12 protein-coding genes and 1 tRNA gene are annotated in these 13,632 nt (G+C 61.6%); 10 read left to right on the forward strand and 3 right to left on the reverse strand.

Features of this window, described 5'->3' with window-relative positions; translation table 11 throughout:
- Positions 1-548: ethanolamine ammonia-lyase light chain EutC (locus JaAD80_RS10730; RefSeq protein ID WP_180979375.1), on the forward strand; the 548-nt coding region annotated here is incomplete at its 5' end.
- Here the strand turns inward: JaAD80_RS10730 and tsaD are convergent.
- Positions 545-1,585, reverse strand: coding sequence for a tRNA (adenosine(37)-N6)-threonylcarbamoyltransferase complex transferase subunit TsaD (tsaD, locus tag JaAD80_RS10735; protein ID WP_102294160.1), 1,041 nt, complete (start codon positions 1,583-1,585; stop codon positions 545-547). The two genes, JaAD80_RS10730 and tsaD, sit on opposite strands and share 4 nt — an antisense overlap.
- 212 nt (positions 1,586-1,797) lie before the next feature.
- Here tsaD and JaAD80_RS10740 point away from each other — a divergent pair, with 212 nt between their 5' ends.
- On the forward strand, positions 1,798-2,205 hold the full coding sequence (locus tag JaAD80_RS10740; RefSeq protein WP_146012346.1) for a nitrite reductase (NAD(P)H) small subunit: 408 nt from the start codon (positions 1,798-1,800) through the stop codon (positions 2,203-2,205).
- Between the two features lie 269 nt (positions 2,206-2,474).
- Here JaAD80_RS10740 and JaAD80_RS10745 read toward each other — a convergent pair whose 3' ends face one another.
- Together JaAD80_RS10745 and JaAD80_RS10750 are read right to left on the reverse strand one after the other, a co-directional pair.
- Positions 2,475-3,536, reverse strand: a complete 1,062-nt coding sequence (locus JaAD80_RS10745) for a 3-deoxy-7-phosphoheptulonate synthase (RefSeq protein ID WP_102294162.1) — start codon at positions 3,534-3,536, stop codon at positions 2,475-2,477.
- Between the two features lie 151 nt (positions 3,537-3,687).
- Positions 3,688-4,365 carry a hypothetical protein gene (locus JaAD80_RS10750; protein ID WP_102294163.1) on the reverse strand — a complete coding sequence of 226 codons (678 nt, stop codon included), beginning with the start codon at positions 4,363-4,365 and terminating at the stop codon, positions 3,688-3,690.
- A 160-nt stretch (positions 4,366-4,525) separates the two neighbouring features.
- Here JaAD80_RS10750 and ybiB point away from each other — a divergent pair, with 160 nt between their 5' ends.
- The 8 genes from ybiB (at position 4,526) to JaAD80_RS10790 (ending at position 13,395) form a co-directional block, all read left to right on the forward strand.
- Positions 4,526-5,518: a DNA-binding protein YbiB gene (gene ybiB / locus JaAD80_RS10755; protein WP_102294164.1), complete on the forward strand. Its 993-nt coding sequence runs from the start codon at positions 4,526-4,528 to the stop codon at positions 5,516-5,518.
- 56 nt (positions 5,519-5,574) lie between these two features.
- A complete protein-coding gene (locus tag JaAD80_RS10760) occupies positions 5,575-6,789 on the forward strand; it encodes an NAD(P)/FAD-dependent oxidoreductase (protein ID WP_102294165.1) in 1,215 nt (404 codons plus the stop codon).
- 150 nt (positions 6,790-6,939) lie between these two features.
- Complete coding sequence (locus JaAD80_RS10765; RefSeq protein ID WP_102294166.1) at positions 6,940-7,551, forward strand: FxDxF family PEP-CTERM protein; 612 nt, start codon at positions 6,940-6,942, stop codon at positions 7,549-7,551.
- A gap of 158 nt (positions 7,552-7,709) precedes the next feature.
- The gene (gene rpsU, locus JaAD80_RS10770) at positions 7,710-7,922 is read left to right on the forward strand and encodes a 30S ribosomal protein S21 (RefSeq protein WP_008451879.1); all 213 of its coding nucleotides are present in this window, start codon (positions 7,710-7,712) and stop codon (positions 7,920-7,922) included.
- Between the two features lie 196 nt (positions 7,923-8,118).
- Entirely contained in the window at positions 8,119-8,571 is a 453-nt protein-coding gene (locus tag JaAD80_RS10775) for a GatB/YqeY domain-containing protein (protein ID WP_102294167.1), read from the forward strand.
- 132 nt (positions 8,572-8,703) lie between these two features.
- Positions 8,704-10,500 (forward strand): DNA primase, encoded by a 1,797-nt coding sequence (gene dnaG / locus JaAD80_RS10780; protein WP_102294168.1) that lies wholly within the window; start codon positions 8,704-8,706, stop codon positions 10,498-10,500.
- Positions 10,501-10,967: 467 nt separating this feature from the next.
- A complete protein-coding gene (rpoD, locus tag JaAD80_RS10785; RefSeq protein ID WP_102294169.1) occupies positions 10,968-13,208 on the forward strand; it encodes an RNA polymerase sigma factor RpoD in 2,241 nt (746 codons plus the stop codon).
- 108 nt (positions 13,209-13,316) lie between these two features.
- Positions 13,317-13,395: transfer RNA gene (locus JaAD80_RS10790), tRNA-Ile, on the forward strand.
- Positions 13,396-13,632: the final 237 nt, after the last annotated feature.

Raw genomic sequence — 13,632 nt, forward strand, 5'->3', positions numbered from 1 at the left:
CCGGTGCCCCGGGCGTCGACCTGGCCCTGGTGGCAGCCGATGGCTTGTCGGCGCTGGCCGTGCAGCGCCACGCGGCGCCGTTCCTGGCCGCGCTGCGCGCACGGCTGGCGCTGGAAAACTGGACGCTGTCGCCGCTGCATATCGTGGCGCAGGGCCGGGTGGCAGTCGGTGATGAAGTGGGAGAACTGCTGCAGGCGCGTGCCGTGCTGGTGCTGATCGGCGAGCGCCCGGGTCTCAGTTCGCCGGACAGCCTGGGACTGTATTTGACGTGGGCGCCGAAAGCGGGCTTGCTGGACGACAGCCGCAATTGCATCTCGAATGTGCGCCCCGAGGGGCTGGCGTATGCGCCGGCTGCGTACCGGCTGCATTACCTGCTGTCGCAGGCATTTGCACGGCAGGTGTCGGGCGTGGCGTTGAAGGATGAGACGGTGGTGGAGGGTAGCGTAGTATTGCGACGGAATTTTTTGCTGGCGGAGCAAGACCCGATAGCAACGACCGGAGCCAGCCCCTCAGGGGCTGATCCCGGCCCTTCGCTTGAGGGTTTCTAGATTTCCCGGATTTCGTCCAGCGGCCAGCGTGGGCGCACATTGAATGAGTAGTCGTATTTTGCCGCGGCGGGATTGATCTGCAGGCGCATGGCGCCGGCAAAGGCGATCATGGCGCCGTTATCGGTACAGAATTCCAGCTCCGGGTAATACACCTTGAAACGCTTCTTGGCGGCCGCCGCGTTGAGCGAGGCGCGCAGCTGCGCGTTGGCGCCCACGCCGCCGGCGATCACCAGGCGCTTCAGGCCCGTGTGCTTGAGGGCCGAGACGCATTTGGCCGTCAGCACTTCGACGATGGCGTCGACGAAGCCGCGCGCGATGTTCGCCTTGTCCTGTTCGCAGATATTCGCGATGACTTTTTCTTCATGGTTTTTCACCACCGTCAACACGGCTGTCTTCAGTCCTGAAAAGCTGAAGTTGAAATCCTTCGAGTGCATCATCGGGCGCGGCAGTTTATACGCCAGCGGGTCGCCGAATTCAGCCAGGCGCGAAATGGCGGGGCCACCCGGATAGCCGAGGCCCAGCAGCTTGGCCGACTTGTCGAACGCTTCGCCGGCCGCATCATCGAGCGTTTCGCCCAGCATCGTGTACTGGCCCACGCCATTGACGCGCATCAGCTGCGTGTGGCCGCCCGAGACGAGTAGAGCGATGAAGGGGAATTCCGGCGGCTCCGACGCCAGCAGCGGCGACAGCAGATGGCCTTCCAGGTGGTGGATGCCCAGCACCGGCTTGTTGATGGCCAGGCCCAGGCTGCAGGCGACGGACGATCCGACCAGCAGCGCGCCGGCCAGGCCTGGACCCTGCGTGTAGGCGATGGCGTCGATCTCGGGCAGGCTCACGCCGGACTTGGCCAGCGTTTCTTCCAGCAGCGGGATGGCGCGGCGGATATGGTCGCGCGACGCCAGTTCCGGCACCACGCCGCCATATTGCTCGTGCATGGCCACTTGCGAGTAGAGGGCGTGCGACAGCAGGCCGCGCTGCGTGTCGTACAAGGCCAGGCCGGTTTCGTCACAGGAGGATTCGACGCCAAGAACAATCATGAAGGTGCTAAATAGGGAGGAGTAATCCGCCATTGTAAAGGAAAGCCAGGCAGTCCACCGTGCGGCCGGCGCACCATTTCGGCGGCAGTGTGCACTTGCGCAGTGCGCCGTCGTGGCATTTTTGCCTCGATTGACTGCTTTTTATCGCCTGTTCCGGTACTGGCACCGCTCTTGCTTATGGATGCTTGTGCATTTTTCACGGGGAGCCAGCGATGCCAGAACAATGGAAAATGATTTGCCGCCTGAAGGATATGCCGCCAACGGGCGCGCGCATGGTGCAGCGGGGCCTGGCCTGGCAGGATTTGCCCGGCGTGGCGCTGTTCCGCGCCTTTGACGACACGGTGTATGCGTTGCTCGACACGGTGCCCTGCCTGGGCGGGCCGCTGGCGCACGGGGTGCTGATGGAGAAAAACCTGATGGGGCCGAAGAACAGCTGGATCATCGAGCTCGATTCGGGCCGCCTGGTGGCGCCCGTGCAAGGCCTGGCGCGCCTGTACGCCGTGCGTATCCTGGACGGACGCATTTACCTGGACATGAATGAATTGAACATCCCCGCCAGCAAGGCGGAACAGGCGCTGGCCGGCTCGTTCGCCGTGCTGCCGCATGTGCAGATGGCGTGATATGTTACGGGGCAGTGTCGGCTTACGCGCTGCGCGCTAAGCCGACCTACGCATTGACACAGCCAGTGACTTCGTAGGTCGGATTAGGCCCGCAGGGCCGTAATCCGACAACATCGTTGGCCGTATATTTTATGCCGGGCGATTGACGAGATGCGCATCGTGCAGCATGGTGGCCGTCGTGTCCCGGTCGCTGCAGCCGTCGGTGATGCAGCAGCCGTAGGTCGGATTAGGCCCGCAGGGCCGTAATCCGACAACATCGTTGGCCGCGATTACGCCGGACGATTCAACAAATGCGCATGCGCATCGCGCAGCATGGTGGCCGTCGTGTCCCAGTCGATGCAGCCATCGGTGACGGAGCAGCCGTAGGTCAGTTGCGACAGGTCTTGCGGGATCTTCTGGTTGCCGCCGACGATGTTCGATTCGATCATCACGCCCACCAGCGAGCGGTTGCCCTGGCGGATCTGGTTGACCACGTCGCCCATCACCAGCGGCTGCAGTTCCGGCTTTTTATAGCTGTTGGCGTGCGAGCAGTCGACCACCAGGTTGGCTGGCAGCTTGGCCTTGGCCAGTGCCTGTTCGGCGATGGCGATCGAGACGGAATCGTAGTTCGGACGTCCGTCGCCGCCGCGCAGCACCACATGGCCGTACGCGTTGCCGCGCGTGCGCACGATGGCGACATTGCCTTCGCCGTTAATGCCGAGGAAGGAGTGCGGGTGCGCCGAGGACAAAATGGCGTTGACGGCGATGCTGATGTCGCCATCGGTGCCGTTCTTGAAGCCGACGGGCGTCGACAGGCCGGAAGACATTTCGCGGTGCGTCTGCGATTCGGTGGTGCGCGCGCCGATGGCGGTCCAGGCGATCAGGTCGCCCAGGTATTGCGGCGAGATCGGGTCCAGCGCTTCGGTGGCGGTAGGCAGGCCCAGTTCGCACACGTCGAGCAGGAACTGGCGCGCCTTTTCCATGCCCTCGTTGACCTTGAAGGAATCATCCATGTACGGGTCGTTGATATAGCCTTTCCAGCCCGTGGTGGTCCGCGGTTTTTCGAAATACACGCGCATCACCAGCAGCATCGTGTCCTTGACTTCCTCTTGCAGCGCTTTCAGGCGGCGCGCGTAATCAAGGCCGGCGACCGGGTCGTGGATCGAGCATGGGCCGACGACGACGAACAGGCGCTGGTCCTTGCGGTCGATGATGTTGCGCAGCGCTTCGCGGCCGCGGCTGACGGTGTCGAAGGCGCTCTCCGACAGGGGCAGCTTGGCGTGCAGTTCGGCCGGTGTCGGCATGGGCGCGAAAGAGGTGACGTTGATATTTTCGATGTCTGGCGTATTCATGATTCTGGCTCGGCTTTCGCTATTGCGTTCTTTAAGAGGCAATAGTGTAGCGGAAATGCGGCCTGGCGGCGGCCGGTGCGGCAAAACGATGATGGCGCAGTGCTTTTTGCAACAGGCCCGCGCGCAGCCCGGCCTGTTGCACAGGGGGAATTTAATGACCGCTGGCGTTGCTGGCGGCAAAGGTGTAGCGGCCGATACGCTGCGGGCTGCCCAGCAGTTCCGGCGGCTTGGGCAGGCCGGGGTGGCGCCGCACATGCGCGAGGATGGCCGTTTCGTGCTGGCGGATCTGTGCGTCAAGGCAGGCGATCTGCTGGCGCAGCAGTTGGTGCAGGGCGATCTGGCCCGCATGGAAATGGCTTTCCAGGCGTGCGATTTCCTGCTTGCGCACCTGCTGCACGGCTTGCAGGCGGCGCAGCCACAGGCGCAGTTCCACGTAGGCGGGCGAGGGCGGCGTCCAGCGCGCGGGGCGTTCCGAGGCGCAATAGTGCGCCAGCACCACGGCGCCGCGCGCCGCGCCAGCGGGCAAGCCGCAGCTGTGCACATAGGCTTCCAGCGGACCGGGCTGGGCGTCGCAGACCAGCATGCCCATGCCGGCCAGCGCACGCGCGGCCGCTTCGCTGTTCGGGTCATCCAGGCGCAGGCAGACGCGCAAGCCCATCACGGGCACGTCGTTCTTTTGCAGCCAGCTGCGCAGCCAGCGGAAGCCGGCCAGGTCGTTTTCCAGCACCTTGCACAGCACGTCGCCGCTCGATATGAGCACGGCCTTGAGCAGCAGCTTGCTCGTTTCGATGCCGACGAAGGCGGTTTCCTGTTTGATCGCGTGGTTCATGATGAGTCCTCCTGTGCAGTCATATACGCAGGTGCCGGTTGGCCGGATTCAGCGCACCGGCACTTTTTGGCGGAAATATTTTTTGCCGCGACTGTTGCATAGTCGCCTTCCGTCGCCGCCAGCATGGCTATACAGGGAAAAATCCGTGTAAGCTGGCGCCATGACTACTGTTTCCATACCCCATACCGACGTGGCCGGTGAGCCATTTCCCGCCGCACGTTTCATCAAGGAAATAGGACGCGGCAAGAACGGCGCGCGCAGCATGACGCGCATGGATGCCCACGCCCTGTACCGTGCCATGCTCGATGGCAGGGTCTCGGACCTGGAGCTGGGCGGTATTTTGTTGTCGATGCGCATCAAGGGCGAGTCGGTGGACGAGATCGCCGGTTTCCTCGACGCGGCAGAGGCCTCGTTTGCGGCGCTGGCCGCGCCGGTCGGCGCATTCGCCCCCATCATCATTCCCAGCTACAACGGCGCGCGCAAGATGGCCAACCTGACGGCCCTGCTGGCGCTGCTGCTGGCGCGCGCCGGCGCACCCGTGCTCGTGCATGGCGTTACCAGTGACCCGGGCCGCATTACCACGGCCGAGGTGCTGGCCGCGCTGGACGTATCAGCCTGCGCCGACCATACACAAGCCGAGGCCGCCATGGCGCGTGGCGAGGTGGCCTTTATGCCTATCGAGGCGCTGGCGCCGCGTCTGGCCTGGATGCTGTCGCTGCGGCGCGTGCTGGGCGTGCGCAATTCCACGCATACCCTGGTCAAAATCATGCAGCCGTTCGCTGGCCCGGCCCTGCGCCTGGTGTCGTACACGCATCCGGAATACCTGGAAATGCTCGGAGAATATTTCCTCACCGCCTCCCCACCGGCGCGCGGCGACGCCTTCCTGATGCGCGGCACGGAAGGCGAAACGGTGGCCAACGCCAACAAGGCGCAGCAGATCGACTGGTTTCACGGCATTGAGCGCACGCTGCTGGTGGAAAAGCAGTTGCAGGTGGACGATTTGCCGCACCTGCCCGCCGAGCGCGATGCGGCTACCACGGCTGAATGGATTGCCGCCGTGCTGCGTGGCGAGGTGCCGGTGCCGCCGTCCATCGCGGAGCAGGTCGCGCAATGCCTGATGGCGTCGCGGCAGATTGCAGCACGGCCGCGCTAGCCGGGGCGCCGCGGTTTACAATGGCGTCTTTGTAATCAGCGGTGAGCGGAATTTTTATGGCAAAACAATTTGATGTGGCAGTGATCGGCGCGGGCGCGGCCGGCATGATGTGTGCGGCGGTAGCCGCCCAGCAGGGCAAGCGCGTGGTGTTGATCGATCACGCGGCCAAGCTGGCCGAAAAGATCCGCATCTCGGGTGGTGGGCGTTGTAATTTCACCAATGTCAATGCCGGGCCGCTCAATTTCCTCTCGGAAAACCCTCATTTCTGCAAGAGCGCCTTGTCGCGCTACACGCCGCAGGATTTCCTTGCGCTAGTGAAAAAATACCGCATCGGCTACCACGAAAAGCACAAGGGCCAGCTGTTCTGCAATGAATCGGCCGAGCAGATTATCGACATGCTCAAGGATGAATGCGCCGCTGGCGGCGTGCACTGGCGCATGCCGTGCAAGATCGACAATGTTGCCCAGCAAGCGGATGGCGGTTTCCTGCTGCAGACGGACAGCGGCGACATCGAGACGGCCAGCATCGTCATCGCCACGGGCGGCCTGTCGATCCCGAAGATCGGCGCTACCGACTTTGCCTACCGCATCGCCAAACAATTTGCATTGAACATGGTCGAGCCGCGCCCTGCGCTGGTGCCGCTGACGTTCGATCCCGCCAGCTGGGCGCCGTTCGCGGAACTGTCCGGCATCGCCCTGGAAGTGGATGTGGAAACGGGCAGCCTGAAGGGCCGCAAGGCAACGGGCGCGCGTTTCCGCGAAGACTTGCTGTTTACGCACCGTGGCCTGTCCGGCCCGGCCATCCTGCAAATTTCCAGCTACTGGCTGCCGGGCGAGCCCATCATCATCAATCTGCTGCCGGAAGTGGACGTGGCGCAGACCTTGATCGAAGGCAAGGGCACCCTGAAGAAGCAGCTGGGCAATATCGTTGCCCAGTGGCTGCCGCAGCGCCTGGCCGACTGCCTGCTGGCCGTCAATGGCCTGGCGCCCGACGCGCGCATCGCCGACATGCCGGACGCACAATTGCGCAAGCTGGGCCAGGCCATCAATGCCTGGTCCATCGTGCCCAACGGTTCCGAAGGCTACCGCAGGGCGGAAGTGACGCGCGGCGGCATCGACACGCGCGAACTGTCGCAGCAGACCATGATGGCGAATAAAGTGCCGGGCCTGTATTTCATCGGCGAATCGGTGGACGTGACGGGCTGGCTGGGCGGCTACAACTTCCAGTGGGCGTGGGCCTCGGGCGTGGCGGCAGGAATTGCCCTGCAGTAATAGTTAGTTGCTGGGCGGCCTCAGCTTGTGATTATTGGTGATAATTTTCTTGACTTCAAGAAGTGGATGTTAAATACTTGCCATGTAAATTGATTTTTAGATATTTTACATGCCTGATGGCAATTAAATGAACATTACCCTGGAGTCATCATGAAACGCCTGATCGCCGCCGCCGCAGTTGCCTTGCTCAGTACCAGCGCCTTCGCCAGCGCCCCCGTGTTGAGCAATGGCGGTTTTGAAGATAATACCGTCGGCGGCGGCTACCTGTATGGCGACGTGGCGCCGGGCTGGAGCTTCACGGGCGGCGCCGGTGTGTCGGCCAGCTACACGGCCTGGAATGGCGTGGCGCAGGAAGGCAATGCTTTTGCCTTCCTGCAAAATACGTCCTCCATCTCGCAAAGCTTCGTCAGCACGGGTGCCGCCGACTACGCGTTCGCCTTCAACCTGGCGCTGCGCCCCGGCTACGACCAGGGCCAGGCCGTGACTGTCAGCCTGGACGGCACGCAGCTGGGCCTGTATGGCGTCAGCAGCACGGGCTGGACCAGTTTCAGCGTGAACGCACTCAACATCGGCGCCGGCAGCCATACCCTGAGCTTTGCCGGCATCAATCCGAACAATGCGCGCGATACCTCGGCCTTCCTCGATGGCGTCAGCATGAATGTCAGTGCCGTGCCGGAGCCGGGTACCTATGCCATGCTGCTGGCGGGCCTGGGCTTGCTGGGCTTGATGGCGCGCCGCCGCAAGGCAGGCGTGTCAGCGTAATCAGGTATACTGCTGCCTGGATGCGTGGTTTACGCCACAGCCAGGCAGCAATCTCAGGCTGCATGCCGCACGCAAGTGGGGAAGGGCCTTTCCTTTTCCAATAAAAGCTGCTACTATCTATCTCTTCCTATACACCACCTCAACGGTTTGAATTTTACATGACCACTATTCGCCTTAAAGAAAACGAGCCGTTCGAAGTCGCAATGCGTCGCTTCAAACGCACCATCGAAAAAACTGGTCTGCTGACCGAATTGCGCGCTCGCGAATTCTACGAAAAGCCAACAGCTGAGCGCAAGCGCAAGCTGGCAGCTGCTGTCAAGCGTCATTACAAACGCATCCGCAGCCAACAACTGCCGAAAAAATTATTCTAAGACTGTTCAATCAGAACCAACCCGGGTAGTACGGCGCCTTGTTCGCCACGGGTTTTGTTTTGATTCGCCTGGGGTTATACTTCAGATGAGTCGCATACCCGCTCCGGTTCGCCGCAGCGGGTTTTCGCTTTTGTGGCCCGTACTTATTTCTGGTCGCGCACGAGCACCGTTCCCACACTGACCAACGAGGATTGCCATGAGCTTGAAAGAACAAATTACCGAAGACATGAAAAACGCCATGCGCGCCAAGGAAGCGGGCAAGCTGGGCACGATTCGCCTGTTGCTGGCGGAAATCAAGCGCAAGGAAGTCGACGAGCGCATCGAAGTGACGGATGCGCACGTGACGGCCATCGTGGAAAAGATGATCAAGCAGCGCAAGGATTCGATCACCCAGTTCGAAGCGGGCGGCCGCGCCGACCTGGCCGATATTGAAAAAGCCGAGCTGGTGCATTTGATCGGCTACATGCCTGCCGGCCTGTCGGAAGAAGAAGTGGCCGCTGAAGTGGCTGCCGCCGTGGCCGCCTCGGGCGCAGCCGGTCCGCAAGACATGGGCAAGGTCATGGCCATCGTCAAGCCGAAGCTGGCTGGCCGTGCCGACATGACGGTCGTCTCGGCCCTGGTCAAGAAGGCATTGACGCCGGCTGCCTAAGCCGCATATAAAGTAACAAAGGCTGCCGGCCATCGCGCTGGCAGCCTCTCAACAGCCCACACGTTGACCTGGCTCAACATCAGGCCGCGTGCGGTAGTATAGTCTGACCTACAACAAGACCCGCCCTCGCCAGTGATACCTCAATCCTTCATTTCCGATTTGCTCAACCGCGTCGATATCGTCGATGTCGTGGGGCGCTATGTGCAACTGAAAAAAGGCGGCGCCAATTTCATGGGCTTGTGCCCGTTCCACAGTGAAAAGTCGCCCAGCTTTACCGTCAGTCCCACCAAGCAGTTCTATCACTGCTTCGGCTGTGGCGCGCATGGCACCTCGATCGGCTTTCTGATCGAGTATTCGGGCATGGGCTTCGTCGATGCCGTCAAGGACCTGGCGCAGAACGTGGGCATGGTGGTGCCGGAAGCGGACGATAAAATCCCGCCGGCCCAGCGCGCGCAGATCCAGGCGCAGAGCCTGGCGCTGTCCGATGCCATGACGCAGGCTTGCGATTATTACCGCGGGCAATTGCGCCACGCCCCGGAAGCCATCGCCTACCTGAAGAACCGCGGACTGACGGGCGAAGTGGCGGCCCGCTTCGGCATGGGCTTCGCGCCTGGCGGCTGGGACAACCTGCGTTCCGTCTTCCCCGACTACGACGTGGTGGCGCTGGCCGAGGCAGGCCTGGTGATCGACAAGGTCGATGAAGAGGGGAATAACCGCAAGCGCTATGACCGTTTCCGCGAACGCATCATGTTCCCGATCCGCAATACCAAGGGGCAGGTCATCGCCTTTGGCGGGCGCGTGCTCGACCATGGTGAGCCGAAATACCTGAATTCGCCGGAAACCCCCTTGTTTTCCAAGGGATTCGAACTATATGGATTGTTCGAGGCGCGCCAGGCCATCCGCGACGCCGGCTACGTGCTGGTGACCGAGGGCTATATGGACGTCGTGGCGCTGGCGCAAATGGGTTTCCCGCAGGCAGTGGCGACCCTGGGCACGGCGTGCACGCCCACCCACGTGCAAAAACTGCTGCGCCAGACGGACAACGTGATTTTCAGCTTCGACGGCGACAAGGCCGGCCGCCGCGCCGCGCGCCGCGCGCTGGAAGCGAGCCTGGCCCATGTGTCGGACAATAAAACCATCAAGTTCCTGTTCTTGCCGTCGGAACATGACCCGGACAGCTACATCCGCGCGTTCGGCGCCGAAGGTTTCGAGCAGCAGGTGCATGAAGCCATGCCGCTGTCGCAGTTCTTGCTGAAGGAAGTGTCGGGCGAGCATGATCTGTCGGAGCCGGAAGGGCGCGCCCGCGTGCAGTTCGACGCCAAGCCGCTGCTGCAACTGATGGCGCCGTCGTCCCTGCGCCTGCAGATCGTGCGCGGGCTGGCATCCCTGACGCAGTCCACGCCGGCCGAGATCGAAGGCCTGTTTGAGCTGGCCAAGCCCGTGGCTGTGGCGCACAGGGCGCCGCCGAAGTCGGGCCGCCCCGTGCCTGTCGGGCTGGAATTGAAGATCATGCGCATGCTGGTGGCCCATCCGCCGCTGACCTTGCGCATCGACGAAGCGGCCCTGGCCGCCTTCCAGCACCTGGGGCCGGATGCGGCGCACAGTCTGGGGCAGCTGGTGGCCGTGGGGCAGGCGCTGGGCGAGCATGGCAGTTTTGCCGCGCTGGCGCAGCAATTGAAGGAGCTGGGCAGCGAATACGACGAGATCATCGGCGAGATCGCGGCCGGCACGGAATCCGATTACGACAGCGAATTGTCGTGGCTGGTCAGCACCATCCGCGAGATCAAACTGAATGCCTTGAAGGCGGAATTGCAGCAATTGTTTGCCTCGGGTTTGCCATCCGAGAAAATTGGTGTACGCTACCGCGAAATCACGCAGGAGCAGGGCGAGCTGGAGCGTCAGCGCGACGCCGAGTTGGTGAATCGCTAATCTTGTTGGATGGGTACGGCGGGCACTGGAAAAACATTTTTCGCGTGCTATAATTAAATGCTAAGTATTGTGTGCTTTGGCAAGCTAGTTCTGTTTCGTAAATAGTATTTGTTTTCAGTAAGTTAGGCTCTTGATCGGCGCAAAAGGATCGTGTCGGCAGCCAGGGCCAACTGGCGTTTTCGGCGTGGCAAGCAGGGCTTGCAAACGCCGGCAAGCCGCGCCAGGCTCTCGCTCCCAACGCGGTCGGATGCAGAATTTTCTGCCGAACACGGCTGGCGACAGTCGGTGGACAGGAAGTGCTGCGTATCCCGCGGATCGTGGCCGATGAGGTGTAAGTAACGTAACAGTGTCGAACCTGAGTTGTCGGCAGGTTCGAAGATGGTGGTTCCCGCAGGTAGACAGGGGGCCGGCAGCAAACTTTATCCTAATCCACCGTAAAGCAAGTCGTTGTGTAATCGAAAGCGCCTGTGCCAATCAAGAAACCCGAATCCAAAGCGGCTGCAAAGCCCACTAAAGTTACCACGAAAGCCGAAAAGGCGCTCGACCGGCCTGAAGCGCGCGTCACCAGCGCTCCCGTGGTCAGCCAGACGACCGATGCCGCCACCCTGGCCGCGATCGATACGTCCGGATATGTCTTGCCGTCGGTAAAAGTGCCAGGCCGCCGCGGCCGCAAGCCTAAAGAATTCCAGCCAGAAAATGATGAAGTCGCCGCGCTGAACGCCGTCGAGCGGGCCGAACTGAAGGCCGTCGACAAGGCCAAGGCCAAGGACCGCAAGGCGAAGGAACGCGCGCTGCTGAAGGACGCGTTCTCGTCCGACACGGAAGCGAGCGAGGAAGAACTCGAGCGCCGGCGCCAGAAACTCAAGACCCTGATCAAGTTCGGCAAGGAACGCGGTTTCCTCACGTATGCGGAAATCAACGATCACTTGCCCGAAAATATCGTCGATCCGGAAGCCATCGAAGGCATCATCGGTACCTTCAATGACATGGGCATCGCCGTCTACGAGCACGCGCCGGATGCGGAAACCTTGCTGCTGTCCGATAACGTTGCCGTCGTCACCAGCGACGACGAGGCGGAGGCGGCGGCCGAGGCCGCACTGTCCACCGTCGACTCCGACTTTGGCCGCACCACCGACCCCGTGCGCATGTACATGCGCGAGATGGGCTCGGTCGAACTGCTGACGCGCGAAGGCGAGATCGAGATTGCCAAGCGCATCGAAGATGGCTTGAAAGACATGATCCAGGCCATCTCCGCCTGTCCCGTGACGATCGCCGAAATCATCGCCGCCGCCGACCGCATCGCCAACGAAGAGATCAAGATCGACGAAATCGTTGACGGCCTCGTCGATGAAAACGAACCGGTCGCCGCCGCGCCTGTCATCGCCGCGCCCGTCGAAGAAGACGAGGAAGAAGGCGAAGCGGAAGAAGAGGAAGAAGAAGAGGAAGAAGAAGCGAGCGCTTCAGGCGCCGCCGGCTTCTCGGCCGAGCAGCTGGAAACCCTGAAACGCACGGCGCTGGAAAAATTTGCCGTCATTTCGCAGCAGTTCGACAAGATGCGCCGCGCCTTTGAAAAAGAAGGCTACAACTCGAAGCCGTACGCCAAGGCGCAGGAAGCCATCTCGCAGGAATTGCTCGGCATCCGCTTCACTGCCAAGGTGGTGGAAAAGCTGTGCGACACCCTGCGCGGCCAGGTCGACGAAGTGCGCCATATCGAGAAGCAGATTCTCGACGTGGCCGTGAACCGCTGCGGCATGCCGCGCGCCCACTTCATCAAGGTCTTCCCCGGCAATGAAACCAACCTCGACTGGGTTGATGGTGAAGTCAACGCAGGACACGCCTACAGCGCCATCCTGGGCCGCAACATTCCAACCGTCAAGGAACTGCAGCAGCGTTTGATCGACCTGCAAGCGCGGGTCGTGCTGCCGCTGCCGGACTTGCGCAACATCAACCGCCAGATGGCGGCCGGTGAAATGAAGGCGCGCAAGGCCAAGCGCGAAATGACCGAGGCCAACTTGCGCCTGGTGATTTCGATCGCCAAGAAATACACGAACCGCGGCCTGCAATTCCTCGACCTGATTCAGGAAGGTAATATCGGCCTGATGAAGGCCGTCGACAAGTTCGAGTACCGCCGCGGCTACAAGTTCTCGACCTATGCGACCTGGTGGATCCGCCAGGCCATCACGCGCTCGATCGCCGACCAGGCGCGCACGATCCGCATTCCCGTGCACATGATCGAGACGATCAACAAGATGAACCGCATCTCGCGCCAGATCCTGCAGGAAACCGGCGCGGAACCCGATCCGGCCACCCTGGCGATCAAGATGGAAATGCCCGAGGACAAGATCCGCAAGATCATGAAAATTGCCAAGGAACCGATCTCGATGGAAACGCCGATCGGCGACGATGACGATTCCCACCTGGGCGACTTCATCGAGGACAACAACACCCTGGCGCCGGCCGACGCGGCCCTGCACGCGTCCATGCGCGGCGTCGTCAAGGACGTGCTGGACTCCCTGACGCCACGCGAAGCGAAAGTGCTGCGCATGCGTTTCGGCATCGAGATGTCCACCGACCATACCCTGGAAGAAGTGGGCAAGCAATTTGACGTGACGCGCGAGCGCATCCGCCAGATCGAAGCCAAGGCGCTGCGCAAGCTGCGCCACCCATCGCGCTCCGACAAGCTGAAAAGCTTCTTGGAAGGCAACTAGAAGCCAATAGGGCTTGACGTGCGCCCCTGATACCCCTATCCTCGCGTGTCCGTTTCCAAAACGGCCGCGCGAGGCGGGCATCAACAGCGCCGCCACGCCACAGTCCCCGGGCCTCTAGCTCATGCTTGGTTAGAGCAGCGGACTCATAATCCGTTGGTGCCGTGTTCGACTCACGGGAGGCCCACCAGAATTATCTTTTAGGCGTTCTTTGTGCTCTCTGGTTGCAGCTGCCAGCACATCGAACGCCTCTTCTTTACTTATTCCCGCTTCTTGGATGATCTTTTCTGCCAGATCGTATTCTGGTATCCGTTCTTCTTTCACATATCTATCGAGCGCCTTCTGGCTCACTCCCCATAGCTTTGCCATCGAGTTTACTGATCGCCCTTTAAGGGCTTTCGCTATCATTTCCGAGTAATTCATAGTT

It is taken from the genome of Janthinobacterium sp. AD80 (genome assembly GCF_002878455.1).
Classification (GTDB): Bacteria; Pseudomonadota; Gammaproteobacteria; order Burkholderiales; family Burkholderiaceae_D; genus Janthinobacterium.

Bases quoted from the DNA above. Each gene is read 5' to 3' on its own strand.
- JaAD80_RS10775 (WP_102294167.1), top strand. From the start codon at position 8,119: ATGAGCTTGAAAGAACAAATTACCGAAGACATGAAAAACGCCATGCGC.
- JaAD80_RS10760 (WP_102294165.1), top strand. From the start codon at position 5,575: ATGGCAAAACAATTTGATGTGGCAGTGATCGGCGCGGGCGCGGCCGGC.
- rpsU (WP_008451879.1), top strand. From the start codon at position 7,710: ATGACCACTATTCGCCTTAAAGAAAACGAGCCGTTCGAAGTCGCAATG.
- ybiB (WP_102294164.1), top strand. From the start codon at position 4,526: ATGACTACTGTTTCCATACCCCATACCGACGTGGCCGGTGAGCCATTT.
- tsaD (WP_102294160.1), bottom strand. From the start codon at position 1,585: ATGATTGTTCTTGGCGTCGAATCCTCCTGTGACGAAACCGGCCTGGCC.
- JaAD80_RS10750 (WP_102294163.1), bottom strand. From the start codon at position 4,365: ATGAACCACGCGATCAAACAGGAAACCGCCTTCGTCGGCATCGAAACG.
- JaAD80_RS10745 (WP_102294162.1), bottom strand. From the start codon at position 3,536: ATGAATACGCCAGACATCGAAAATATCAACGTCACCTCTTTCGCGCCC.
- JaAD80_RS10765 (WP_102294166.1), top strand. From the start codon at position 6,940: ATGAAACGCCTGATCGCCGCCGCCGCAGTTGCCTTGCTCAGTACCAGC.
- JaAD80_RS10740 (WP_146012346.1), top strand. From the start codon at position 1,798: ATGCCAGAACAATGGAAAATGATTTGCCGCCTGAAGGATATGCCGCCA.